Below are 23735 nucleotides of genomic sequence, written 5' to 3' on the forward strand. Positions count from 1 at the left end.
TCAAAACACACACCCCCTACGACCAAGCAACCGCCTGGTCACACCGACAGAACGATTTTGCCGCTTGACAGCCCAGCTCCAGGGATGTCTGACCCATCCTCGTGCAGGGGTCGCGGGTCTCCACCTTCATTGCTCACGGGGCCAGGCTTCCCGCCCGAAGGCCGGTCGTGTCTCAGGAGCGCTGGTTGACCGGGTCGGTCTCGTCGGCGGTCAGCCCGGGGAGGCCGTCGATGCTCTCCCTGTTGTTCTTGGCACGGTAGGCGCGCTTCTGCTGGACGTCCTTGCGCTGTGCCCACTGGTCGAGGAGCGGGCGGTCCTCGTCGTACGTCATGAACGGGACGGAGTAGCCGCACGAGTCGGAGATGCGGTCGCACTCCACGACGATCACGGACCGTACGCCCGGGTGCGGGCCGAAGAGCTTGACGAGATCGTCGAAACCGTCGTCGTGCGGGGTGACGACCCGGCCCCGCCCGTACAGGCGCACGATGTTGGGAGGGCCGGCGAACGCGGCGAACATGACGGTCACGCGGCCGTTGTCGCGGATGTGGGCGATGGTCTCCACGCCGCTGCCGTCGAGGTCGAGGTAGGCGACGGTGGTGTCGTCCAGTACGGCGAACGTGTCGGCGTAGCCCTTGGGGGAGACGTTGACGTGCCCGCCGTGCTCGGGAGCCGTCGCGATGAAATAGACCGGCTGCCTGGAGATGAAGTCACGCAGCCGGTCGTTCAGCTTTTCATAGACCTTGCCCATTTTCCCTCCTAGACCCGCTATATGGGACTTTACGCGGAGGGCTCCCTCAGGCAATCGGAGGACTCTCTGAGTTCAGGCGATCGGAGGGCTTCTGAATCCAGGCGATCGGACTGCTCTGAGGCCCGGTCACTCCCCGGGCAGCCACCACGTCCACAGGCCGGTCCGCACCTTGAACGAGTCGACCTTCGCGAGGTCGCCGGTGGACGGGTCGACGGTGCTGACCGTCGCCCGCGTGACCGTACCGTCCTCCGTGCTCCGCAGGTGCCAGAGTGCGAGCTTGCCCGACTCATCCCAGGAGATCCGGTAGGCGCTTTCCTTCGATCTGATCCCGAGATCGATGGCGGGAGAGACCGAGTCCGTCGACAGGTCGTACTGCCTCAGCCGAGGCTTTCCGGAGGTTGGGACGATCACGACGCCCACGGTCACTCCGTCGTCCGCCAGCGCGACCGGCGAGTTGTTCGACACCACCTGCGGCACCTCGCGGCTCTCCCCCTGATTGCCGTCGGTGTCGTAGACCGCGAACTCGGTCGTGTTGTCCCCGGTGAACCGCGACACGAGGATCCGGCGTCCATCGGGGCTGAAGCCCTGCACGGTGTCGCTCCCCGGCAGCTTCGCGACGTCGCCGCTTCCCAGGTCGACGGCGAGCGTGGGCCGCTTGCCGGAGTCGTCGAAGTAGTCGAGGACCACCACGTCGCCGCTGGGGGAGAGGGTGGGGTCGACGTCGGTCATGCCGAGGCCCTTGGGGATCTTCGCGGTCGTGCCCGGCAGGCTGTGCACCCGGCCGCTGGGCACGTCCTTCCAGACCAGCTTGCGATCGGACTCGCGGAAGTACACGACCCGCGTGCCGTCCTCGCTGACCGCGATCGGCGCGTTGCTCTCCTTGTCGACCTTGCCCTTGGCATCCCTCGGGAAGACGGCGGCACCGGCGAGCTTGACGACCTTCCCACTCCGAAGGGTCAGCTCCCAGGCGCCACAGGGCACGAGGTAATCCGACTTGTGACAACTCTTCAACGAGGCATAACGCACCGCTTTAGAGCTGTTTGTAGCGCTTTGGGCTGTAGTGCCTTGTGTGGCCTTTTGGGCTTTAGTGCTGCTTATTGTGTTCTGGGCTGAGGCGGCTCCCGTCTGCGCCTCGGCCGGGCTCGCTATCGTGGCCGCGGCGGCCATCGTGAGGAGGGTGAGCATGCGCGCGTGCTTCATGGCGCGATCCTTTCGTCACCTTCAATAGATTCCATGAACAAGCGAAAGGTTGCGTCACGATTGGGACTCGGCACCCGCCTCGCCCATTACGGACACGGCACACCTCGACGGTGATCCACCCGCTCGTTCGTACGACGGGCCCTCGATGGCATGGCGGATGATCCACGCACCCGATCGTGGGACCAGGGTGGGCGGAATTCGTGGGCAGTTGCCGAGCGCGAAAGGGGTGCTTGCCGGGCATCCGGCGTCTACCGTCACGGTATGGGGCACTCCTCCTTCACCATCAGACTGAACGACGTTCAGACCGAGGCCCTGATGCGACAGGCGCATCTTGAGGGGCGCAGGGTCGAGGACATCATTCGCAGCGCCGTGCAACGCCATATCGAGGCCAGGCAGGCGGCCATCACGCTCATGTCCCGCTGGTGCCTCGACCGCGGAGACCTGGAAGCCGCGGCCGCCGCGCTCGACGTCGCGCCTCTGACCGACGAGGAGTGGTCGCAGGCCAGTCGCCCGCCCATGACGCGGACCCGGGTGTCATGATCCCTGGACGCGTTCTCGACGTCAGCGCGCTGGTGGACATCGCGGTCGCCAAGACGCGCTACTCGCGCCATGTCGTGGCGATGTGCCTCTACCGGGGCGGCGGACTATGCGTGCCGTCGACCGCGCTGGCCGCCGTGTACTCCATCGCGCCCCTCGACACCCAGGCCGAGTTGTTCGACCTGATCATGGGTCCGGGAGTCACCATCGACGACCTGACGGCCGGCAAGGCGCCCGACATCGGCGAACTGCTGGACGGCGCCAACGACGTGGTCGCCGGCCACGTGGTGTGGTGCGCCCGCAACACCCACTGGCCCATCCTCACCGACCGAGGCGACCAACTGACCCTCCTCGACCCCCGAATCATGATCGACCCCATCCCCTGACCGCCTCCCAGCACCGGACCGTACGGTCCTGACCGCCTCCCAGCGCTCGGGCCTTTGCGGCCTGGGCGCTCCCGGCTCTGAGCCGGACCAACCCGAGACGAGCAGTCCTGTAGCACGGGCACCTGATCCGCGCCTTGAGCCGGTCGTCGTCGACTCCACGCAATACAGGGAGGAACGTCATTTCCGGAAAGCGGAACACGGGTGATCATCGAGGGTGCCGCCTGGACGCTTCCAGACCGCCAGACCTGCCCGGACGTTTACACGTCACGAGACCCGCCCGGACACTTCCAGGCCAACCGCCGACACCGACCGGTCCACCTCATCCTCGGGGGAGGCCCGGGGCACCGGAGAAGGCGCGTCCTCATAGTGAGGCCGCGCCTGGCCGGATGCCCCGGATGCGCCCCTCCCGCAAGTCCAGACCACCTAGGACGGTATGCCTGGATGCGCCCCCCAAGCACCGGGACCGAACGCCAAAGGTCGGAGCCGTGCTACCGGTAGTTCGTGAACTGCAGGGCGATGTCGAGATCCTTGCCCTTCAGCAGGGTGATGACATCCTGAAGCTCGTCCTTCTTCTTGGAGCTGACCCGGAGCTCTTCTCCCTGGATCTGCGCCTTCACGCCCTTGGGGCCCTCGTCCCGGATGATCTTGGAGATCTTCTTGGCGTGCTCCTGGTCGATGCCCTCCTTGAGCTCGACGACCAGGTGGTACTCCTTGCCGGACAACTTGGGCTCGCCGGCGTCGAGCACCTTCAGGGACAGCCCCCGCTTGATGATCTTTTCCTTGAACACGTCAAGGACGGCACTCGCGCGTTCCTCGCTGTTGGCCTTGATCTCGATATTGTTCTGACCCGACCAAGCGATGCCCGCGCCCGTGCCCTTGAAGTCGAAGCGGTGCCCGACCTCCTTGACCGTCTGGTTCAGCGCGTTGTCGACCTCCTGCCGGTCGATCTTGCTCACCACGTCGAAACTGCTGTCGGCCATCGGTATACGTGTCCTCTCTCGTCCCTCCGACCCTAGCGACCCGAGGGGGGTCCCGTGTGGATCAGGGCGCGGTCAAACCGGTGTCACAGGCACCCCCGAAGTCCGCTATTCTTCTTGCTGTCGCCGCGAGAGCGGAAGACACGGCAGGTTGCCCGAGTGGCCAAAGGGAGCGGTCTGTAAAACCGTCGGCTCAGCCTACGCAAGTTCGAACCTTGCACCTGCCACACCAGCGCAAAGAGGCCCTTGACCAGTGGAAACACGGTTAGGGGCCTCTTGCTGTGTGTTCGGCTGTTCATGGTCGTCAACGGCGCTCTACGGGGGCTCGCGTCGTATGCGCGTCGGCGTCAGTCGGCCCCTTGGGGCGCCTTCAGGGCCTCGCTGATGAGCTTCCGTGCGGTGGCGCCCTGGCCCACTCCGCGACCTGGGGGCTTGTACGCCGGCGGGCGCCAATCGCGGCCGGCGGCGGGAAACGCAGGCTGCCCGCCGCACCAAGCCGAACGTCGCGGGTAGGCAAGTCATTGTTCCAGCACGGACTTAATCACCGCGCTTGTCGCGGCTGGCAGGCGATCGCAGCGCTGCCAGTGGGCCATGGTCCGAGTGCTTGTCAAGACGCTGAAGATATTGCCGAAGCGCCCGTTATGGCCTCCTTGGGTTCTCTTGTTGTGCTCTCATCCTGGCGTTTGGATCTAGAGGGGTGCTCTTCTGTGGTGCGTCACAAGCGGCGGGTTCCGAACGTCTCACCCGCGCCGCCGCCTGTTCTGCCCGGCCCGGTCCTCTCGTAGTGCGCAGGGCATCGACCTGCGCTGTCTGCCAAGAGAAGGAGTCGTGACCTTGACTGCGCTTACCTACACCATCCTCACCGACCCGACGTCCCTGGAGGCGTCAGTGGACGGGCGGTCTCCGTCCACGGGGACGGTGTATCTGATGGTCACCAACACCGGACAGATGGTGCCCTGGTTGAGGATCGAGGTGAAGGTGCCCATCGGTGACGGCGCCGGCCACCTCAGCCGGGACATCAGCGCGATCAAGCCGAGGGGCGAGTACACCGACACCCAGTCGGGTCCCCAGGCGGACACCCAGCCGGTGATTGTCCAGCCGCAAGGCGCAAACGTCTTTCAGGTCACCTCCCAGAGCGGTCGCATAGAAGGTTTCGCGCCTGGTGACTACATGGTGCTGACACTGGAGAACGTCACCGTCGCTCCCACCGCTGGGGTGGCTGTGCTGATGGCGACCGAGACCATCAGAACCACTAGCGGGTGGCAGGTCAGCGACGCGGCGGTGCCGGTGGTGAAGGCCGCTCCCAGGGAGATTCCGGCACCGTGCGACTTCCGTCCGGACAAGGCCATGGTGGATGCCGGAGAAGGCCTCGCGCTGAGCTGGGACGGATCCAACGACTTCCATTACGAGATCCGGTTCCCCGGCGGGCATGCGGACATCCCCCCGGGCACGCGTACCTGGTCGCCAGCCGAGGCCCCGAAGCGGGCTACCACCTACATCTTGGTAGCCACCGACCCGACCACTCAGAAGCAGCACTTCCTCACCACGACCGTTCAGGTGCGCTATCCCGTCCTGGAAACCCTCACCGCCACGACTGGCATCGACACCCCTTGGGTCCGGGGGACGGCGAACAAGGGGCGCGTCACCTTCACCGGCACAGGCGTGGAGATCCTCAACGACTCCGGAGGGCGGGGGACCGTGACGGCCGACAGGGCCGATCTCAACGGCGTGAACACCGAATGGGTGCAGGGGAGAAGTGCCGACGACGGGAGGATCACCTTCCCCAAGGACGGGCTCAACATCCGCCAGGGAAGCGGGGCATGGGGAACCGTGCACGCCGACAAGGCCGACCTCAATGGCGTGAACACCGAATGGGTGCAGGGGAGAAGCGCCGACGACGGATGGATCACCTTCCCCAAGGAAGGCCTGAACGTGCGCAAGGGGGCCGGACAAGCCTGGGGAACCGTGTTTGCTGACAAGGCCGATCTCAACGGCGTCAACACCGAATGGGTGCAAGGAAGAAGCACTGACGACGGGAAGATCACCTTCCCCAAAGCCGGGCTGAACGTGTACCGAAATGGGACCCAAGAGTGGGGGACTATGGCGGCCGACCAGGCCGACGTGAACAGCGTGATTACCAACCAGGTCCGCGGATCAGGCGAAGGCAAGGGGTATATCCAGTTCCTGGATCAAGACAAGGGCGTACGGATATTCGGGGGTGTGTCCGCCGGCTGGATACGGGGACTTAACGATGGCGAGGCATGGATCCGCTTCAACGAAGAGGGCATATGGGTGCTCAAGAACCAGAACGGCAAGCGTGAGAGCGCGAACGTGGCTTGCGCAGCGGTCAATGAACGGCCCGCGTGATCACGGTGTGATCAGCGCTGTCGGCGGATGACAGGGACAGGGGTCAAGGTCGTTCGTACGTAGGGCGCTCCACCTTGACCCCCGTCCCCTGCTCCCCAGAGGGGAGGGACGACGGCGACAGGATGATCGGCAGGGAAAGGGACGTGAGGCCACTCGCTTCATGATCCGGATGGTGTCCGGAACGGTCAACCGGGGGGAGGGGTCGAGCAAAGGAGAATGACAGGTCAGAGGCTATGAAGTGCTTAGATCCTCGGCCCCTGTAAACCGTCGAAGATCCGAAGTCCGCTCCTCACCCCGGCTCACCGTGCAGTGCGGTTGACTGCGGCTTGCCAGACCCGAACCGGTTGACCATGAGTGCAGGGGGTCGTTAATCGGTTGTCGGTCGCTGTGCGCAGCGCGGATGATTGCGGCCATGGCCACGACACGACGAGCCGACATGTTCACCGCGGACGGCAAGCCGTCGGACGACGACCCGCGTGAGAACGGGCCAACGCTGGGCGACGAGCGCGCCACGCTGGTCGAATCCCTGCGCTGCGCGCGCCTCACGTTGGAGATGAAATGCTCAGGTCTTGACGCCGAGGCCATGGCGCGGCGTTCCGTCGAGCCGTCGACGATGTCGCTCCTTGGGATGGTGCGACACCTGGCCGAGGTGGAGCGTGCGACGTTCCGGGTGATGATGGCGGGCCAGGAGGTGCCCCGGCTGTTCTGCTCCGACACCGACCGTGACGGTGACTTCGATGGTGCGGTTCCCGACCCCCAGGTGGTCGCGGAGGCATGGGACGCATGGCGTGCGGAGGCGGACTTCGCCACGCGGTTCGTGGCCGAGGCGCCCAGTCTCGACATCACCGGAGACGATCCCTTGAATCTGCATGGCAGCGGTGGAGGGCAGATGTCGCTGCGCGAGGTGCTGATCGGAATGATCTGGGAGTACGCCCGCCACATGGGGCACGTCGACCTGTTGCGCGAGCGGATCGACGGACGCATAGGCCAGTGACGAGCACGGGTAGGGCGCGCCGAACCCGTTGAGGCCGCGGCGAGGGCCACCACCGCAGCGATCAGCGGGCGCAGGCCGCGCAGAACTGGCCCACGAGCAGGGCGCCGGAGACGGCCACGGCGAGGACGCCACCGAGCTGGCGGCTGGTGTTCAGCCATCACGGCGTCCCTATGATTCCAAGGCATGCAGTGGTCTGGTGAGCAGCAGCACCCTCCGCGGAAGCGGCACAGGAGCTTCGGAAAGTGGATGAGCCTGGTGGTGGGTGTCGCCATCCTGCTCACCGGCTTCGCCGCGGGTGTCACGGTACCCCGGAAGACGGCGGCGCGTACGGCCCCGTCGGTCCCGCCGGCTAGTACGACCTCCACCCTCCTGGAAATCCTTGAGCCGAACGTCGAGCAGCGCGCCGCCTACCTCGGGGTTCTGCGAGAGCTGAACCGGCAGTTCGCCTCGAACCCTGACCGTGCGGTGCGCCTGGGGCAGAACTTGTGCCTGGACATCGCCGAGGACATGCCAAAGCCCATGGTGGAGGACAACGTGCTCAAGCAGTTCTCCGGGGCGGTGAACGTGGGCCTGGATCAGGCGCCGGCCATTGTGGCCGCGGCGAACAGGTACATCTGCCCGAAGATCACCATGAATTCCTAAACGCCGACCACCGTTCGGCCGCGCCCTACCGGCGCAGAGTCGGCTCCGGTTACCGCCCCGCGCTCTCTGCCGCCGCCCTTCGGCGCAGCGCCTTGTCCGCCAGGGCCGGGGGCACGTAGTAGCTGTCCGCGCGGTTGAGGTCGGTACCGGGTGGCACGATCTCGTCGATGCGGTCGAGGACGTCCTCGCTCAGCACCGTGTCCGCGCCGGTCAGCAGGTCGTCGAGCTGCTCCATGGTGCGCGGTCCGATGATCACCGAGGTGACGGCCGGGTGGGCCGTGACGAATCCGATGGCCAGGTGCGGCAGCGACAGCCCCGCCTCCGCCGCGAGCTTCGTCAGCTCGCCGACGGCCTGGAGCTTGAGCGCGTTCTCGGGCAGAGAGGTGTCGAACTTGTTCCGCTCGACGGCCGCGCGACCGCTACCGGTCAGGTCGATGTCCGCCGCCTGCGCTTCATGAGGTAGTGCCTCCTGCGGATCGTTTCGTGGGTACGGACTGACAGCTTCCGACTCCCGCCGTGCCCGGCACCGGGCCCGGCCTAACCTGGGTCTGGGTACCTGCATCGAGCAGGGCCGCGCGCACGCCGTCTCCGACGCGGTGGTGGACGCGATCGCGCACGGCGCCGAAAGGGGTCGGCGACGGAGCAAGCGCTGCGGGCCTTGGCGGAGCGGGTCGGCGCGAACGCCTTCTGGAAGGCCTCGGCCTGCCTCGGTCTGCTTTGGTCCCGAGGTGCTTCGGCCGTTGAAGGACCGTAGTGGCAGGGGCTTCCCGTCGCTACGCTTGGAACTCGCCAACGTGCATGGAGGAGCTCATGGCCGCTGGCCCACTGCAGCCGGGCGACCCCCGAGCGTTGGGAGCGTTCCAGGTCGTGGGGCGCCTGGGCGAGGGTGGGCAGGGGGTCGTCTACGAGGGCCTGAGCGCGTACGGCGACCGTGTGGCCATCAAGGTCCTCAAGGGTGGCACCGATCCCGACACCCGCCGCCGGCTGGCCAGGGAGATGGAGTCCGCCCGCCGGGTGGCTCCCTTCTGCACAGCCCGCGTGCTGGCGGCCGAGCTCGACCGGGCGGACCCCTTTGTGGTGAGTGAGTTCGTCGCGGGGCCCTCGCTGCAGGATAGGGTGCGTGACGGCGGTCCCTTGCGGGACGGCGACGTCGAGCGGCTGGCAGTGGGCACGGCTTCCGCCCTCGCGGCCATTCATGGCGCGGGGGTCGTTCATCGGGACTTCAAGCCGGCCAACGTGCTGCTCGGCCCCGACGGGCCCCGGGTCGTCGACTTCGGCATCGCCCGGCCACTCGACGCGAGCACCGCGCCCTCTGTGCTGGCGGGCACCCCGCCCTACATGGCACCCGAGCAGCTCAAGGGAGTGCACGCTTCCCCCGCGGCGGACGTGTTCGCCTGGGCCGCGACCATGGTGTACGCCGCGACGGGCCGGGCGCCGTTCGGGAGTGACACGATTGCCGCCGTCTTCAACCGCCTCCTCAACCACGAACCCGACCTCTCCGGCGTTCCCCAGAGCCTGCTCGACACCCTGGCGACCTGCCTGTCCAAGGATCCCCAGGTGCGCCCCTCCGCCCGGTCGCTCCTGGTCCGGCTGGTCGACCCCACGGCCTCGACCGTCTCGGTTCCCGAGGTCGGCGCGGTGCCCAGCGCGTACGTCCCTCCTGACTGGCCCGGCCTCAGCGCGGCCGGTCAGGCCACGGTCGCACCCGGGCCCGGCGCGACCAAGGTGCTCCCGGCCGACCCCACCAGAATGGAGACCTCACCGCTCCACCCCTCCGCTGGTGCGCCCGCCCCCGCGCCCACGATCGCGGCACCCTACTCCGGAGGGGTGCCCACCGGGGGCGCCGGTACCGCGGCAGGTGACACGGCGTCATCGGGACGGGATGCGACGCCCAGCCGTGCGGAGGGCGGTAGGAGGGGGAGGAGTTACGCCATGCCGGTGATCGCCGTCGCGGCCGCCGCCCTGGTGACGGTCGCCACCGCCGGCGTGCTGTACGCGACGGGGACGCTGGGCCACTCGACCGAGGGAGGGCAGGCTTCCAGTCAGACGGCAGCCGGTACGGCCCCCGGCCGGGAGCGGACGTCCGGATCGTCCTCGGCTCCGGCGGCGACCACGGAAGGGCGGCCCAGCCAGGCGGCCTCTGGTACGACCGCCGACCGGGAGCCGACGTCGGGACCGACGCCGGCTCCGCCCGCCGCGCGGGGCGGCGGGATCCCGGCGGGCTTCGCGGGAACCTGGGCGGGACAGGTCGAGTCGACGGACGGCCGCAAGGACCAGGCCGGTCTGACGATCACCCTGAAGGAGGGACAGTCCACCGCGACGTTGACGCGCGACGATTGCCGGCAGGAAGCCATGCTCACCAGCGTCACGAGCGCCACCGTGCTCCAGTTGAGCGTGCAGCAGCACGATCTGTGCGCCGGTGGAGACGTGACCCTCACGCTGAAGGATCCCGGGACCTTGGACTACGTGGGGCAGGAGGGCGCGAGCGCGGTGGAATATCGCGGGAACCTGCACCGCTCCTGACCACTCAGCCTGCTCCGCTCCTGACCGCTCAGCCTGCGCTGCTCCTGACCGCCCGGCCTGTGCCGCTCCTGAGCGCTCAGCCGGCGCGCGCGATCTGGAACGAGTACGTCCCGGCCTTCGCCGCGGGTGATCTGACGACGAGCGCGTAGCGCGCGTTTCCGTCTGACAGGGATAGGTCGAACTCGTTGCCGCACAGTGGGTAGGGCTGCCGGGGGTTGGCGACGCTCTTCTCGGCGGCGTCGAAGAGTTCCACCACGATGTCGCCGCACGCGCCCCCGATGACCTTGATCGCGGTGGCGCCGTCCCCGGCGAACTCGAAGCGGTCGATCCGCCCGGGCGGATCCAGCCGTCCCGCTCCGGCGGGGGTGCCCTCACCGATCTTCAGCCCGATCGCCGCGGGGAAGGTGCGGACCTTCACCGTCGCGATCCGGAAGCTGTAGGACCCCACGACGTTCGTCTCGCCCCAGACCTCCAGCCGGTGGCTTCCCGTCTTGGTCAGTTTGAATATCGAGGTGCCGAAGGTGAGGCTGACGCTGGAGGGGCCCAGCGGCCGGCCGTCGACGTCCGAGAAGACCTGCAACTGGATACCGTCGCCCTGCATGTCGGTGACGTAGAACTCCCTGGCGTCGCCCAGGTCCAGGGTGAACTTGTCCTTCTGCCCCGCACGGGTCAGCTCGGACGAGACCGTGCTGCCGTCGACCAGGACGCCACCGGGTTCGACGGCCGCCGCCTGGACGTTCTCGCCGGTCTCGGTCTGGGCGGGCGTGCTTTCGCTCTGAACGGCCGTGCTCTGGCTCTGGACGGGGGTGCTGACGGCCCCGGCGGTGCCCTCATCGGTCACGCTGGTGGTCACCTGCGCGGGAGCAGCGGCTTCGTCTCCCTTGGTCCCACCGCCGGCGAGGCCACATCCGGCGACAGTGACGAGCGCGAAGACGACGGCACCGTGCCGGAGCGGTGCGAGCAGGCGCGATGCGGAGAAGTTCGTCATGTCCGCCATTCTTCTCAAGGCCACTTACACGGCGGTTGCCAACCACTTTCGTGCTCGGTACAACCGCATTCTCAAAGACGCGGGTCACGTTTGGGGAAACGGGGCCGTCTCAGAACGGGGTCCGTACGCGAAGGCGACAAGAGGAGCCTCGGGGGCCGGCACCCGGAATCGAATCGGATCGCCACGTGAGGTGGTGACACCGGAATCTCCCGTCCGTCCCGGTCCTGGTAAGGGCTGTTCATGTTTGTGCCAACCGACCTGCGGCGATGCCGTGGATCTTATAGTTTCCGGTCCTCGTGAAAGGGGGGCCGATGGATGCGCTGATCACCATGGCACAGCTCCCGACGCTGCGACGAGAGCTGCGCGCCTCACAGGCGGCCGGCCGGGTTTCCGAGGCATCGCCCCCAGGAGGCGGCCGCCCCGAAGCCGAGCCGGGGAAGGGGCGGTCAGGAGAAGCCGAGGCGGGCGAGGGGCTCGACGAGCTCTCGCTCCTCGTACGACAGGTGGGACAGCAGTGAGTCGGTGAGCAGGTCCACCGCGGCGCGGAGGGACTTCATGCCGTCCGGCTCGTTCACCAGGGCGACCAGTGCCCGGTCGACGCCTTCGAGGACGTCATGGATGGCGTGGTGTTCCTGCTCAAGACGGTCGACGACCGGCGCGAGCTCGGGCATGGCGTGGCGCAGGTGCGGGAAGACGCTGATGTCCTCAAGGGTGTGGTGGGTGGTGACCACCCGGCAGTACGACTGGCAGTAGACGCCGAGCGTCCAGTTGTTCTGCCGCATGGTCATCTCGTTGATCTGGGATCGCGCGGCCCCGGGGTCCATCGTGCCGGCCTCGACCTGGTCGACGAGCCGGCGGACGTTCCGCAGCTCCTCCCGTAGATGATCGTGTACCTCGATGAGGTGCCCGCCCGCGGCCTGCTCGTGTGCGGTGTAGCTGCGGCTCGGGTCGGGCGCCGGGCCGGTCGGGCGGGTCGTCTCGTCCCAGACCCGCACATCGCTGAGCCGGGTGCCGTCGTCGGGGGTCGGCACGGCGGCCAGCGCGGACGTCCGTACGGCCGGCCGGGCGGGCGTGGTGCCGCCCGGCCGCGGTTCGGTCGAAGGACGCGGTTCGGTCGAAGGACGCGGTTCGGTAGACGGTTGCGCTCCGGTAGACGGACGCGGGTCGGTTGACGGCGGTGGGTTCACGCGCCCGGCGAGTTCGGTCGCGACCAGTTCCCGTACGGCCGGCGCGACCTCCGCGGCGAAGCGGCGGATCACGTCCGGGTCGTCGCCCATCACGATGTAGCCGCTCATGCCCTGCGTCAGGGTGAGCTCGGCGAGCTGCTCGGCCCACATGTGCGCCGGCCCGTTGAGGAACCCGGTGCCGCGGTCGGTGAACGAGCCGGCGATGTTGTACAGCCGCCGCACGTCCGCCGGCTGACGTCCGGCGGCCACCGCGGCCTCGTCGATCGCCGCGTTCATCGCGGGCAGCGCGTCAGGCCCCGCGTACGGACTGCTGGGCAGCCACCCGTCGGCGAGCCGTCCGGTCAGCCCGAGCATCCGCTTCTTATACGAACCCAGCCAGATGCCGACATCGTGGGCGGGCGCGGGCCCGGGGTGGGCTCCCCAAACGCGGTAGTGCGTGCCGTCCACCCGGACCGTCTCACCGTCGTCCGACCAGATCGCCCGGATGATCCGGATGGCCTCCTCCAGGGCCTCGACGCCCTGCGCCGGGGTGAGCCGCCGTCCGCCCATCGCGGCGACGCCGTCCCAGAACGCTCCGGCGCCGAGGCCGAGTTCGACCCGCCCCCCGGTGAGGATGTCGAGGGTGGCGACGCTGCGGGCGAGGACGGCCGGTGGGCGCAACGGCAGGTTGGCCACGTTCGGTGAGACGCGCAGGGTCGAGGTGCCGGCGGCGATCACCGACAGCAGCGTCCAGGTGTCCAGGAACCGGGCCTGGTAGGGGTGGTCCTGGACGGTGACCAGGTCGAGCCCCACCTGTTCGGTGAGCTGGGCGAGGGCCACGACCCGGTCGGCCTGGTCGGCCTGTGGGGTGACGAACGTTCCGAACAGCAGCTCATGCCCGTAGTCGGCCATGTCACTTCCCGCCGTGTCGATCAAGAAGGTTTAGGTGCATAGCAGATAGTATGTCAGGCAGAAGAATAGTCAAACAGAAGGTCTATCTGCGCACTGATCGGCTATGCTGGGGTCATGCCCGAGACCCCGTCCGCCGTGCGCGCGCCGGTTCCGGCGGCCGTGCCAGCGCCGCCGGACGCCCTCGACACCGATCTGGGCTGGACCCTCGGCGTGGTCTTCCGTGCGTACGTCAAGTTCGCCAACGCCGTCTTCCGCGACCTGCCGGGCGGCCCGCGGGGCTACCAGGTGCTCGCCGCCGCCGCCCAGGAGCTGCCGGGCGGCCAGGGCGCCCTTGCCCTGCGGCTCGGCATCGACAAGACCGTCATGACCTACCTCGTCGACGATCTGGAGAACGCGGGGCTGGTCCAGCGCCGCCCCGACCCCGCCGACCGGCGCAACAAGCGCATCGTCGCCACCGAGCGCGGCCGTACGACGTGGGAGGCGACCCAGGTCGGCCTCGACCACGCAGAGGAGCACATCCTGTCCCCGCTGGACCCCGCCGATCGTGTGGAGTTCCGGGAGTTGCTGCGACGACTGGCCGTTCGTGCCCAGAGTCTGGACCCGGTCGCCGACACCTGCCAGATCGTCACCGACCTCGCGACCGGGGAACCCGCCGCCCCCACCCCGCCACGCCCCCGCCGCGCCGCCCGGCGCTGACACCGCCGCGCCGGAAGCGGTCGACGAACGGGGAGTGCGGCCACTCGGGACCTTTCCTACGCCTCATTCGGATTCACGCTGCTCCCAGAAGCGGCGGAACCCGGCATTGAGGCCGGCGGCCATCGTGACCGCCGGCCTCCGCTGCGCACGCCTGGCGCGGTATCGCTCCTACTCAGATGTTCAGCCCGTCCAGCATTCGCAGGTTTCGCCGCGAGCTTCGTTCGCACCTCCGGCGTCGCGGGGGGGGTACGCGACGAGGTCGGGTCAGCGCGGTGCGTAGGCCTTCGGCAGTCGCATTCCGCGGTCGGCCATGATCTGCCGGACGCTGTTCGGGTAGTTCGTGATGATGCCGTCGATGCCCATGTCCATGAGGGCCTCGATGGTGGGGAGGTCGTCGCAGGTCCACGGGATGACCTTCAGGCCACGCGCGTGTGCCGCCGACACCATCGTCTGATCGACGTAGAAGCGGAAGCCCGCGTCGCTGATCTTTCCATTCTGCGGGAAGCCGTACACCGGAGACAGCGCTGTGACACCGGGGATGGCGGCGGCGGCCTTCACGAAGTCGCCGCCGAAGTCGTCGGCGTCGAGCCCGCCGAGCCACGGGGAGGCACCGGGCTTGCCGATCTGGAGGAAGTCGTAATTCGTCAATGCCACCAGCGGCCACCTTCGTGCGAGCCGGTGCATTTCCATCAATGCGCCCCAGTCGAAGGACTGGATGGTGACCTGGTCCTCGATCCCCGAGGCGCGGATCTCCTCGAAGACCCGGCGGACGAACAGCTCGCGCGGCGCCGTCTGCTCGGGCGCGCCGGCCTCAACCTTGGTCTCGATGTTGAGCTTGACCTGCTTGGCGTGGTAGCTCTTGACGAGGTTCAGGACGTCCTTGAGTTCGACCATCCGGAAGCCCTTGATCTGCTCCTGCTCGGGGAACCCGGGCAACTGCTGGTAGCCGCAGTCCATGGTCTTGATCTGCGCCAGGGTCAGGTCCTTGATGTACTTCCCTACGTACGGGTACATCGGGTCGCCAGTTGTGACCGGTGCGGTGTCGCGGCACTTCTGCGCGCTGATCTGCCGGTCGTGGTTGACGACGACCTTCTCATCCTTGGTGACGTGGGTGTCCAGCTCCAGGGTGCTGACCCCGAGGCGCATCGCCTTGCCGAACCCCTCCAGCGACTCCTCGGTCGTCATGCCGATGCCGCCGCGGTGGGCCTGCAGGTCGAAGTGGGTCTTTTGGGGCAGTACACCAGGACCAGGCGCCGCTGACGCGTGGGCGGCTACTGGCACGGCGAGCGCGGGCACGACGGCCAGGCTCACCAGGACATGACGAAGGTACATCGGGGGCTCCGCTCCACTAGCTCTATCAGACGCCAGCGACGCTAGATCGCTGGCCGATACCCCTTCGCGGCCATGGCGTGATGGGGTCGTGAACGCTCGCGGAACGCGCAGGTGCCACGGCCAAGTGAGAAATCTGGCCGCTTAACTGGGTGAACTTTCAGTTGATGTTCCATGGATATGGGCGTGAGGTCGCGTCGCCGCGTGGGCTGATCTCTACCCGCGGCGGCGGGTGGGTGCGGTGTGTCTCTCCCGGGAGCTCCCGGGAGAGACGTGATGTGATCACCGCGTGCATCTCGGCGCGGCAGGGAGAACGCCTGCCCGCCGGTATGTCCTGGAGAACACGAGGGCCGCGCAGTGTCGGTTCTTTAGATGGTTTGTTAGATGTAGGGCCCGGTCGGGTCAGAGTTGGGACACCCAATACGGGGCCACGTCCATCCAGCCGTTGCCGGCGGCGCCGTTCCGGCGGCCGCTGCTGGCGGTGGACAGCGTGTACCAGGAGTCGACGTAGTCCGGGTCGTCGGTCCACCACGAGGTCGGAATCGCGGAGATGATCGCGTTGACCAGCGGAGTGTAGGCGCCGCCGTCGACGATCGTGAGCAGCGCGGTGGCGATGGCCTGGGCGAGTTGCTGGTAGTTGGTGTCGCCGTCGTCCTCCATCATCACGACGTCGGCCAGGTTGTACTTGTACGCCGAGAAATGGACGAGGAGCTGGTTGGGGTAGTAGGTGGTGCCGTCGTTGTCAAGGTAGGGCATCTGGACGATGTTCACGGCGGGTTTTCCGTCGAGCCCGAACCCGCCGACGATGCTGTAGATCTCGGCGTCGCCCTTGATCCAGGGCTCCTTGTCGTCGTTCAGCCGGATGGCGTTGACCTTGGTCGCCCAGTACCCGCCGGCCAGGGTCTTCGCGGCGGGTTTCGCGGGCACGATGCCGTGCGTGGCCAGGGTGTCCCGCACCAGCTTCAGACCCATGGGCAGCGCCTTGGCCACGTCGACGTCCACCACGAGCACGGGCCGCTGAGGCGCCTTGACCGGGTCGAGGACGACCTTTCCGCCGAGCGGGTCGTACGCGGTGACCGGCGTCGGTTCGTCGTCGGTGGGCGCCGCCGCGACCAGGGGCACCTCTCCACGCGCCAGGGCCGCGCGCATGTCGGGGTTCGCCAGCCGTACCTGGAGCACCGACCCGCCGGTAGCGGGTAACCCCTTGGCCGCCAGGACGGTCAGGTTGGCGGCGCGTGCGGCCTTGCCGAGGCTCGTGTCGCGTTCGAGCGTCAGCAGGTCGGCCGCCCCTGACGCGGTGGCCGACGCGGTGCGGTCGCGTACGGCCCGGTCAGCCAGGGCTCCGGCGACCTGGGCGGCGAGGCGGTCGGTGGCCGCGAACACCTTGCTCGGGGCTGCGGCGGCGGGTTCCGCCGTCGTGGTGGGGGCGGCGTGGGCGGTTCCGGTTGTGAGCGCGAGTGCGGTCACGGTGGCGAGGGCGGCCATGAGGACTCGGGGCACGAGCCATCTCCTTTTTTCTCGGTGCACCGGCCAGGGGGTTTCCTGGTCCAGGAGCTGATCAGCCGTTGGCGAGGGCCTGGATGCGTGAGAAGTCGCCGTTGAAGTAGTCCTGGTCGCCGGGGAAGGTGCCGTGGTCGGCGAACTGCCAGATGGTCTGGTAGCCCCACTTGTACGGCATGGGTCCGGGCGAGCCGTTGTAGTTGGCGAGCATCAGCGGGTTGGTGGAGGAGAAGTCGCCGATGTTGCCGGTGCACTGGCTCCACCAGCTTGTCGCCGTGTAGATGACCGGCCAGCGGCCGGTCCTGGCGTGGTACTGGTTGCTGAAGGAGAGGATCCAGTTGACCATGCCGGAGGCCGACAGCCCGTAGCAGGCCGCGCCGTACGGGTTCCACTCCATGTCGAGCAGGCCGGGCAGCGTCTTGCCGTCACGTGACCAGCCACCGCCGTGGTTGACGAAGTAGTCGGCCTGGGTCGCGCCGGAGGAGGTGTTCGGCGTGGCGAAGTGGTACGCGCCGCGGATGAGCCCCGCGTTGTACGAGCCCGTGTACTGCTGGCTGAAGTACGGGTTGGTGTAGTTGGTGGACTCTGTCGCCTTGACGTAGGCGAATCTCGCGCCGTTGGCGGCCACGGACGCCCAGTTGACGTTGCCCTGCCAGCCGCTGACGTCCAGGCCGGGGGTCTGGGCGGCGAGCGGGCTGATGGTCACCTTGCCTGGCCCGGGTTCGTGCTTGGCCACCTGCGACCCCATCCAGTCCCTTTCGGGATGGGTGACCGGGTCGGCGGGGTTCGCGGGGGGCGCGGGGGCGGGGTCGGCCGGGGCGGCGGATGCGGGGATGGCGCCCAATGTGACCGTGACGCAGGTCAGGGCGGCGACGGCGAGCGCTTTGAAGCGCGAGGTGGGAGCCGTCAGGGGAAGGCGGTTGCTGTTTGCCACGTGGTCCTCCGAGTGGGGGGTTTGCCCGGATAACGCGGAAAGGCTCCTTTCTGTCCAAATAGGTACTTCAAGCTAGTAAGTAACCTTCGTTGACCCAATTGTAAAAGGTGTAAAGTTTCCTAACTATTGCTGTCCGGTTGGCAGATCTGTCGCATGGCGCTGGTCACGGGTGGGCGGCCTCTCGGGCGGCCGGCGCGCGATGCCCGCATGCGTGGCGTCGCCGGGCTGGGTGGGGCAGGGTGGCGTTAGCCGGGTCTTCACTTCAACGTCCGCATTCCTGGATAAAACGTTCATACGGGGAGACTTGGGTCCAGTACTGCCCGCTGAACCTGGAAATGGAAAAGGTGCTCACATGACGTCCGAGATGTCTCGCCGTGACCTGCTCCGCACCGGAGCGGTGGGTGGCCTGGGGATCGCCATCGTCGGCAGCGTCGGGGCCATCGCCGGTCCCGCCGCCGAGGCCGGCACCCTCGCGGCGGCCGGCTACGGCGCCCTCGCCGCGGACCCGGCCGGCCTGCTGGCCCTGCCCCGCGGCTTCTCCTACAAGATCGTCGCCGAGGCCGGCAAGACGCTGCTGGAGACCGGTGAGCCCACCCCGAGTGACGCCGACGGCACCGCCTGCTTCCGTGGTCGCGACGGCTTCGTCCTGGTCAACAACCACGAGATCGGCGGCGGGGAGCCCTACCCCGTGCCGGCGCTGCCCGGCCTGACCTACGACCCGGGCGCGCGGGGCGGCACGACCAACATCGAGGTCGACAGGCACGGCAACCGGATCCGTGAGTACGTCAGCGTGGCCGGCACGCACAACAACTGCGCGGGCGGCGTCACCCCGTGGGGCACCTGGCTGACCTGCGAGGAGACCGAGCAGCGCGCGGGCGGGGCGTACCAGAAGGACCACGGCTACGTCTTCGAGGTCGACCCGTTCGACCGGAACGCCAACCGCGGCCCGGTGCCGCTGAAGTTCCTCGGCAGATACTCGCACGAGGCCGTCGCGGTCGACCCGCACACCAGCGCGATCTACCTGACCGAGGACGCGAGCGGCCCGAACGGGCTGTACTACCGCTGGACGCCGCCGCACCGCTTCCACGGCCGCAAGGGCGCGCTGCGGGCGCTCGCGCTGAGCGCGGGCGGCGACAACGCGGGGTCGCTCCAGGCCATGAGCTGCTTCAAGGGCGGCAAGCACATCGCCGACCTGTCGGAGGCGACGCGGCCGGGCACCCGCTACAAGGTCACGTGGGTCGACGTCCCCGACCCGCAGGCCGCGACGGTCTCCGTCCGCAAGCAGTTCACGGCCGGCCAGGTGACCAGCAGCCGCAAGCTGGAGGGTGCCTGGTGGAGTGACGGCGGCGCCTACTTCGTCGCGAGCTACGCCCGCGATGACGACGGAAGCGTCAACGAGCACGACGGTCAGGTGTGGTTCTACGACCCCAGGTCGGAGACGGTCACCCTCAAGACGATCTTCGGTGTGAACCCGGACCCCGGCAAGGACACCGACTACGACGGGCCCGACAACATCACCGTGTCCCCCTACGGCGGGCTGATCCTGGCCGAGGACGGCGAGGGCGTCCAGCACCTGGTCGGCGTCACCGGCAAGGGCACGGCGTACCCCATGGCCCGCAACGACGGCAACGACAGCGAGTTCACCGGCCCGACCTTCAGCCAGGACGGGAAGATCCTTTTCGCCAACATCCAGACGCCCGGCTACGTGTTCGCCATCACCGGCCCGTGGCGCCGTCCGAGCGACGGCGGCGGGCCCCACCACTGACCCCGCACCAGGGTGACGGCCGCGCGGAGAAGGCCGGCCCGAGCCTGACAACCCCCTCCTGCGCTCGCGAGGCGCCGCTCCCGCCGGGAGCGGCGCCTTTTTGGCGCCCAAGATCGGACATATCGCCTGGAAGGTTGCCTTGGGCAATGATATATATTTGCCTAAGGCAACTAGATGGAGGCGGTCATGGCATCGGAGGACAGCTGCGGCGAGCTGCTTGTCCGGCTGAGTGACATGGGTGCGGTGATGAAGGCGGTCAAACGGGACCTGCCGTTCACCGGCTCCCGCGCCGGTCTCACCCTGCTCGTGGCGCTCAGCCGTTGTGGCGAGGTCCGTATGGGCGAGCTGGCCGAGATGTTCGAGGTCGATCAGTCAGTGATCAGCCGGCACGTGGCCGACCTCCAGGAACGCGGCTGGGTCGAGCGCATCCCCAACCCCCGTGACGGGCGCTCCTGGTACGTCCGGCTCGCTCCGGACGGCGAGCACGTCACCGAGGAACTGCTCACCCACGTTCGCCACTTCCTCGCGGACACGCTCGACGACTGGACCGACGAGGAGATCACCGAGCTCGCCGGCCTTCTCGCCCGGTTCCGTACGAGCTTCGACGCACACCGGGCTCGCGCCCCGCACCTCTCCCGCGCGGCTGAGCCCGCGCGGACATCGAAAGGACATTGATGGCAACCGCAGTACCGGCCGGGGTGCGGGAGGCCGCACCCGAACCCGCCGCGCCGATGTCGCACCGCGAGATCCTGGAGGCGCTGTCGGGACTGCTTCTCGGCATGTTCGTGGCGATCCTGTCGTCGACCGTCGTGTCGAACGCCCTGCCCACGATCATCGCCGACCTGCACGCGGACGAGAACACCTACACCTGGGTGATCACGTCGACCCTGCTGGCCACCACGATCTCCACGCCCATCTGGGGCAAGCTCGCCGACCTGATGAGCAAGAAGCTCCTGGTGCAGCTCGGCCTGATCATCTTCGTCGTCGGCTCGGCCATCGCGGGCGTGTCGCAGAACCCGGGCATGCTCATCGGAGCCCGGGTGATCCAGGGTCTCGGAGCCGGCGGCCTGACCGCGCTGGCCCAGGTCATCATGGCGGCGATCATCTCGCCCCGTGAGCGCGGCCGTTACTCCGGCTACCTCGGCGCCGTCTTCGCCCTCGCGACCATCGGCGGCCCGCTCATCGGCGGCGTCATCGTGGACACCTCGTGGCTCGGCTGGCGGTGGTGCTTCTACGTCGGCGTGCCGTTCGCCATCGTCGCCCTGCTGGTCCTGCAGAAGACGCTCCACGTCCCGGTGTACAAGCGCAAGGCCGACATCGACTGGGCCGGCGCCGTGCTCATCAGCGCCGCGGTCTCCCTGCTGCTGGTGTGGGTCTCGTTCGCGGGGCACAAGTACGACTGGCTGTCGTGGCAGACCGGCGCCATGGTGGGCGGCGCGCTGGTGCTCGCGCTGATCTTCCTGTTCGTGGAGTCCAGGGCCAGTGAGCCGATCGTCCCGCTGCGCCTGTTCCGCAACAGCGCGATCAGCCTCGCGGTGATAGCCAGCATGCTGGTCGGTGTCGCCATGTTCGGCGCGACGACGTTCCTGAGCCAGTACTTCCAGCTCGCCCGTGGTGAGACGCCCACCATGGCGGGTGTCATGACCCTGCCGATGATCCTCGGCCTGGCGGTCTCTTCGACCGTCGCCGGCCAGATCATCACCCGCACCGGACGCTGGAAGATCTTCCTCGTCCTCGGCGGGGTGCTCCTCACCGCCGGGTTCGGGCTCATGGGCTCGATGCGGTTCGACACCGCCTACTGGCTCCTGGCGGTCTACATGTTCGCCATGGGCGTCGGCGTGGGCCTGACGATGCAGAACCTCGTGTTGTCCGTCCAGAACCAGGTCAGGCCGGAGGAGCTCGGAGCGGCCAGCTCGGTCGTCGCGTTCTTCCGCACGCTCGGCGGCGCGATCGGCGTCGGCGCGCTCGGCGCCGTGCTGGGCCACCGGGTCATCCAGTACCTGGAGGAGGGCCTGGCCAAGATCGGCGTCCACAGCGACCTGAGCAACGGCTCGATTCCCCGCCTGTCGGACCTGCCCGGTCCCGTCAGGCAGGTCGTCACGAGCGCGTACGGCCACGGCGTCGGCGACGTGTTCCTGTACGCGGCGCCGAGCGCGCTGCTGGCACTGCTCGCCATCCTGTTCATCAAGGAGATCCCTCTTCGCACGGCCAGCGCGGAGCAGATGCGCACGGGCGCGGACGAGCACGAGCCGGCGCGCAACGGCGGCCCCGGCCGCCACGCCCAGCGGGACGCCCAGGAGCTCGTGTCCGTGGGCGCCGAGGCCCCGGCCGCGTTCAACGGGTTCACCGGCACCCAGGCGTCCTCGCAGGTCCCGGTCCAGCCATTCGGCGACGCGCCGGTCCAGCAGACGGTGTACGCCTCGGCGGGCGCTCCCCGGCCGGAGGGCGGCACCGGGATCCGCGGGTTCATCCGGGGCACCGACGGCTCGCCGGTGCCCCAGGCCACCCTCACCCTGATCGACGTGCGCGGCCACCAACTCGGCCGAGCGGTCACTCAGGAGGACGGCGGGTACAGCCTGTGGACGCCGAGCAGCGGCACGTACGTCCTGATCGCCTCCGCCGGCGAGCACGACCCGCAGGTGGCGACCCTGGCGGTCGGTGACCAGCCGCTGGACTTCGATCTCGTGCTCGCCGGCTCCGGCAAGCTCGCCGGCACCGTGCGCGACCCGGAGGGCAGGCCGGTCGTCCAGGCGATGGTCATCGTGACGGACGTGCGCGGCGAGGTCGTGACCACGGGCGTGACCGCCGCGGACGGCGTCTACGGCTTCGCGGGCGTCGTCGCGGGGAGCTACACCCTGGCCGTCAGCGCGGCGGGACACCGTCCGGCCGCGGTGCCGGTCGAGGTCGGGACCGGCCAGACCAGGCAGGACGTCGAGCTGCTGCCCGGCGTCCGCGTCAGGGGCACCGTGCGCGTCAAGGACGGCGGCCCGCTGGCCGACGCCCGCGTCACGCTGCTCGACGCGGCCGGCAACGTCGTCGGCTCCGCCACCACGGGCGAGGATGGCGAGTACGCCTTCGCCGACCTGACGGGCGGCCAGTACACCGTCATCGCCACCGGGTACCCGCCCGTGGCGAGCGCGCTCAACCTGGCGGGCCAGGGCGACGACGCGTACGACCTGTGGCTGGGGCACCCCGAATGAGCAGCACGCTCGCGGGGAGGTACGGCCTGCGCGCCGTCGTGCGCACGAAGGACGGCTGGGCGGTGCCGCACGCCGTCGTCACGGTGACCGACATGTCCGGCCACCAGGTCGTACGGACCGACGCGGCCGCCGACGGCACGGTCCTGACCGAGCCCCTGAACCCGGGCGTCTACACCGTCGTGGTCACCGCGGTCGGGTACGCCCCCATCGCGTCCACGGCGATCGCGACGGCCTCCGGCAGCGCCGAGCTGGGCGTGCTGGTGCTCGCCCGGCAGGGCGGTGCCGAGCTGCCGCCGCCCGGCGTGTGGACCATCGACCCGGCCCACTCGAAGGTCGCCGCGACCGCGCAGCACCTGGGGCTGTCGAGCGTGCAGGGGCGGTTCTCGGAGTTCGCCGGGCGCGTCGACATCGGCGCGACGGCCGAGGCGTCGGCCGTCGTCGCCGAGATCGACGCGACGTCGATCGACACCGGCAACAAGACGCGCGACGACCACCTGCGCTCGGCGGACTTCCTCGACGTGGGGCCGCATCCGGTGATCTCGTACCGGAGCACCGGGCTGTCGGCCTCGGGCCCCGACCGGTGGACGGTGCACGGCGTCCTGACGCTGAGCGGGATCACCCGCGCGGTGGACCTGGACCTGGCCTACCTCGGCACGAGCCCCGACCCGTGGGGCGGCCTGCGCGCCGCCTTCCGGGCGGTCACGGAGCTGCGCCGCGAGGACTTCGCCATGAACTACAACCAGGTGGTGCAGGCGGGGATCTCGCTCATCGGGGCGACCCTGAAGGTGGAGCTGGACATCCAGGCGGTGCAGGGGGAACCCTCGGCTCAGGCCTGATCGTTCTAGGCTACGCCGAGGGGTGTCAGCCCTGA

Annotated in this window: 20 protein-coding genes and 1 tRNA gene; 12 read left to right on the plus strand and 9 right to left on the minus strand. The window is 68.6% G+C overall.

The genetic code is table 11. From position 1 onward, the window contains the following. Positions 1 to 172: 172 nt before the first annotated feature. Together ACGFIV_RS34200 and ACGFIV_RS34205 are read right to left on the minus strand one after the other, a co-directional pair. Positions 173 to 748, minus strand: a complete 576-nt coding sequence (locus tag ACGFIV_RS34200; protein WP_358559324.1) for a pyridoxamine 5'-phosphate oxidase family protein — start codon at positions 746 to 748, stop codon at positions 173 to 175. A 126-nt stretch (positions 749 to 874) separates the two neighbouring features. Further along, complete coding sequence (locus tag ACGFIV_RS34205) at positions 875 to 1729, minus strand: hypothetical protein (RefSeq protein ID WP_392839172.1); 855 nt, start codon at positions 1727 to 1729, stop codon at positions 875 to 877. A 480-nt stretch (positions 1730 to 2209) separates the two neighbouring features. Here ACGFIV_RS34205 and ACGFIV_RS34210 point away from each other — a divergent pair, with 480 nt between their 5' ends. Next, positions 2210 to 2488 (plus strand): hypothetical protein, encoded by a 279-nt coding sequence (locus ACGFIV_RS34210; protein WP_358559328.1) that lies wholly within the window; start codon positions 2210 to 2212, stop codon positions 2486 to 2488. Continuing rightward, positions 2485 to 2871 (plus strand): hypothetical protein, encoded by a 387-nt coding sequence (locus tag ACGFIV_RS34215; RefSeq protein ID WP_344934913.1) that lies wholly within the window; start codon positions 2485 to 2487, stop codon positions 2869 to 2871. The genes ACGFIV_RS34210 and ACGFIV_RS34215 overlap by 4 nt, the downstream gene beginning before the upstream one ends. A 488-nt stretch (positions 2872 to 3359) precedes the next feature. Here ACGFIV_RS34215 and ACGFIV_RS34220 read toward each other — a convergent pair whose 3' ends face one another. Then, positions 3360 to 3851 (minus strand): YajQ family cyclic di-GMP-binding protein, encoded by a 492-nt coding sequence (locus ACGFIV_RS34220; protein ID WP_358559330.1) that lies wholly within the window; start codon positions 3849 to 3851, stop codon positions 3360 to 3362. Between the two features lie 142 nt (positions 3852 to 3993). Here ACGFIV_RS34220 and ACGFIV_RS34225 point away from each other — a divergent pair. From ACGFIV_RS34225 to ACGFIV_RS34240, 4 genes are all read left to right on the plus strand, one after another. Further along, positions 3994 to 4075 (plus strand) — tRNA-Tyr (locus ACGFIV_RS34225). A gap of 601 nt (positions 4076 to 4676) precedes the next feature. Further along, positions 4677 to 6215 (plus strand): hypothetical protein, encoded by a 1539-nt coding sequence (locus ACGFIV_RS34230; RefSeq protein WP_358553984.1) that lies wholly within the window; start codon positions 4677 to 4679, stop codon positions 6213 to 6215. A gap of 412 nt (positions 6216 to 6627) precedes the next feature. Continuing rightward, positions 6628 to 7209: a DinB family protein gene (locus tag ACGFIV_RS34235; protein WP_358553981.1), complete on the plus strand. Its 582-nt coding sequence runs from the start codon at positions 6628 to 6630 to the stop codon at positions 7207 to 7209. Between the two features lie 246 nt (positions 7210 to 7455). Next, positions 7456 to 7851, plus strand: coding sequence for a DUF732 domain-containing protein (locus ACGFIV_RS34240; RefSeq protein WP_392839177.1), 396 nt, complete (start codon positions 7456 to 7458; stop codon positions 7849 to 7851). A gap of 49 nt (positions 7852 to 7900) precedes the next feature. Here ACGFIV_RS34240 and ACGFIV_RS34245 read toward each other — a convergent pair whose 3' ends face one another. Next, complete coding sequence (locus ACGFIV_RS34245) at positions 7901 to 8413, minus strand: aldo/keto reductase (protein ID WP_358553975.1); 513 nt, start codon at positions 8411 to 8413, stop codon at positions 7901 to 7903. Positions 8414 to 8661: 248 nt separating this feature from the next. Here ACGFIV_RS34245 and ACGFIV_RS34250 point away from each other — a divergent pair, with 248 nt between their 5' ends. Continuing rightward, positions 8662 to 10374, plus strand: coding sequence for a protein kinase (locus ACGFIV_RS34250; RefSeq protein ID WP_358553972.1), 1713 nt, complete (start codon positions 8662 to 8664; stop codon positions 10372 to 10374). A gap of 76 nt (positions 10375 to 10450) precedes the next feature. Here the strand turns inward: ACGFIV_RS34250 and ACGFIV_RS34255 are convergent, their stop codons facing one another. Together ACGFIV_RS34255 and ACGFIV_RS34260 are read right to left on the minus strand one after the other, a co-directional pair. After that, a complete protein-coding gene (locus tag ACGFIV_RS34255; protein WP_358553969.1) occupies positions 10451 to 11362 on the minus strand; it encodes a hypothetical protein in 912 nt (303 codons plus the stop codon). Between the two features lie 446 nt (positions 11363 to 11808). Then, a complete protein-coding gene (locus tag ACGFIV_RS34260; protein WP_358553967.1) occupies positions 11809 to 13440 on the minus strand; it encodes an LLM class flavin-dependent oxidoreductase in 1632 nt (543 codons plus the stop codon). A 114-nt stretch (positions 13441 to 13554) separates the two neighbouring features. Here ACGFIV_RS34260 and ACGFIV_RS34265 point away from each other — a divergent pair, with 114 nt between their 5' ends. Then, positions 13555 to 14136 (plus strand): MarR family winged helix-turn-helix transcriptional regulator, encoded by a 582-nt coding sequence (locus ACGFIV_RS34265; protein ID WP_392839181.1) that lies wholly within the window; start codon positions 13555 to 13557, stop codon positions 14134 to 14136. A gap of 264 nt (positions 14137 to 14400) precedes the next feature. Here ACGFIV_RS34265 and ACGFIV_RS34270 read toward each other — a convergent pair whose 3' ends face one another. The 3 genes from ACGFIV_RS34270 to ACGFIV_RS34280 all read right to left on the minus strand — a co-directional run bounded on the left by ACGFIV_RS34270 (position 14401) and on the right by ACGFIV_RS34280 (position 17899). Then, the gene (locus ACGFIV_RS34270; RefSeq protein ID WP_392839183.1) at positions 14401 to 15468 is read right to left on the minus strand and encodes a glycerophosphodiester phosphodiesterase family protein; all 1068 of its coding nucleotides are present in this window, start codon (positions 15466 to 15468) and stop codon (positions 14401 to 14403) included. Positions 15469 to 15867: 399 nt separating this feature from the next. Next, the gene (locus ACGFIV_RS34275; protein ID WP_358553958.1) at positions 15868 to 16965 is read right to left on the minus strand and encodes a DUF3103 family protein; all 1098 of its coding nucleotides are present in this window, start codon (positions 16963 to 16965) and stop codon (positions 15868 to 15870) included. A gap of 58 nt (positions 16966 to 17023) precedes the next feature. Continuing rightward, on the minus strand, positions 17024 to 17899 hold the full coding sequence (locus tag ACGFIV_RS34280; RefSeq protein WP_358553955.1) for a lysozyme: 876 nt from the start codon (positions 17897 to 17899) through the stop codon (positions 17024 to 17026). A gap of 352 nt (positions 17900 to 18251) precedes the next feature. Here ACGFIV_RS34280 and ACGFIV_RS34285 point away from each other — a divergent pair, with 352 nt between their 5' ends. The 4 genes from ACGFIV_RS34285 to ACGFIV_RS34300 all read left to right on the plus strand — a co-directional run bounded on the left by ACGFIV_RS34285 (position 18252) and on the right by ACGFIV_RS34300 (position 23700). Continuing rightward, positions 18252 to 19664, plus strand: a complete 1413-nt coding sequence (locus ACGFIV_RS34285) for an alkaline phosphatase PhoX (RefSeq protein ID WP_392839187.1) — start codon at positions 18252 to 18254, stop codon at positions 19662 to 19664. Between the two features lie 186 nt (positions 19665 to 19850). Next, positions 19851 to 20339: a MarR family transcriptional regulator gene (locus ACGFIV_RS34290; RefSeq protein WP_358553949.1), complete on the plus strand. Its 489-nt coding sequence runs from the start codon at positions 19851 to 19853 to the stop codon at positions 20337 to 20339. Then, positions 20339 to 22864 carry an MFS transporter gene (locus ACGFIV_RS34295; RefSeq protein WP_392839190.1) on the plus strand — a complete coding sequence of 842 codons (2526 nt, stop codon included), beginning with the start codon at positions 20339 to 20341 and terminating at the stop codon, positions 22862 to 22864. The genes ACGFIV_RS34290 and ACGFIV_RS34295 overlap by 1 nt, the downstream gene beginning before the upstream one ends. After that, positions 22861 to 23700: a YceI family protein gene (locus tag ACGFIV_RS34300; protein WP_358553943.1), complete on the plus strand. Its 840-nt coding sequence runs from the start codon at positions 22861 to 22863 to the stop codon at positions 23698 to 23700. Before ACGFIV_RS34295 ends, ACGFIV_RS34300 begins: the two co-directional genes overlap by 4 nt. Positions 23701 to 23735 lie beyond the last annotated feature (35 nt).

Source organism: Sphaerisporangium sp. NPDC049003 (assembly GCF_043197795.1).
In the GTDB taxonomy this organism is placed as follows: Bacteria; Actinomycetota; Actinomycetes; order Streptosporangiales; family Streptosporangiaceae; genus Sphaerisporangium.

What these genes read in the sequence shown, in the direction of transcription:
- ACGFIV_RS34200 (WP_358559324.1), bottom strand. Translation starts at nt 748, where the DNA reads ATGGGCAAGGTCTATGAAAAGCTGAACGACCGGCTGCGTGACTTCATC.
- ACGFIV_RS34210 (WP_358559328.1), top strand. Translation starts at nt 2,210, where the DNA reads ATGGGGCACTCCTCCTTCACCATCAGACTGAACGACGTTCAGACCGAG.
- ACGFIV_RS34215 (WP_344934913.1), top strand. Translation starts at nt 2,485, where the DNA reads ATGATCCCTGGACGCGTTCTCGACGTCAGCGCGCTGGTGGACATCGCG.
- ACGFIV_RS34220 (WP_358559330.1), bottom strand. Translation starts at nt 3,851, where the DNA reads ATGGCCGACAGCAGTTTCGACGTGGTGAGCAAGATCGACCGGCAGGAG.
- ACGFIV_RS34235 (WP_358553981.1), top strand. Translation starts at nt 6,628, where the DNA reads ATGGCCACGACACGACGAGCCGACATGTTCACCGCGGACGGCAAGCCG.
- ACGFIV_RS34240 (WP_392839177.1), top strand. Translation starts at nt 7,456, where the DNA reads ATGAGCCTGGTGGTGGGTGTCGCCATCCTGCTCACCGGCTTCGCCGCG.
- ACGFIV_RS34245 (WP_358553975.1), bottom strand. Translation starts at nt 8,413, where the DNA reads ATGCAGGTACCCAGACCCAGGTTAGGCCGGGCCCGGTGCCGGGCACGG.
- ACGFIV_RS34250 (WP_358553972.1), top strand. Translation starts at nt 8,662, where the DNA reads ATGGCCGCTGGCCCACTGCAGCCGGGCGACCCCCGAGCGTTGGGAGCG.
- ACGFIV_RS34255 (WP_358553969.1), bottom strand. Translation starts at nt 11,362, where the DNA reads ATGACGAACTTCTCCGCATCGCGCCTGCTCGCACCGCTCCGGCACGGT.
- ACGFIV_RS34260 (WP_358553967.1), bottom strand. Translation starts at nt 13,440, where the DNA reads ATGGCCGACTACGGGCATGAGCTGCTGTTCGGAACGTTCGTCACCCCA.
- ACGFIV_RS34265 (WP_392839181.1), top strand. Translation starts at nt 13,555, where the DNA reads ATGCCCGAGACCCCGTCCGCCGTGCGCGCGCCGGTTCCGGCGGCCGTG.
- ACGFIV_RS34270 (WP_392839183.1), bottom strand. Translation starts at nt 15,468, where the DNA reads ATGTACCTTCGTCATGTCCTGGTGAGCCTGGCCGTCGTGCCCGCGCTC.
- ACGFIV_RS34285 (WP_392839187.1), top strand. Translation starts at nt 18,252, where the DNA reads ATGACGTCCGAGATGTCTCGCCGTGACCTGCTCCGCACCGGAGCGGTG.
- ACGFIV_RS34290 (WP_358553949.1), top strand. Translation starts at nt 19,851, where the DNA reads ATGGCATCGGAGGACAGCTGCGGCGAGCTGCTTGTCCGGCTGAGTGAC.
- ACGFIV_RS34295 (WP_392839190.1), top strand. Translation starts at nt 20,339, where the DNA reads ATGGCAACCGCAGTACCGGCCGGGGTGCGGGAGGCCGCACCCGAACCC.
- ACGFIV_RS34300 (WP_358553943.1), top strand. Translation starts at nt 22,861, where the DNA reads ATGAGCAGCACGCTCGCGGGGAGGTACGGCCTGCGCGCCGTCGTGCGC.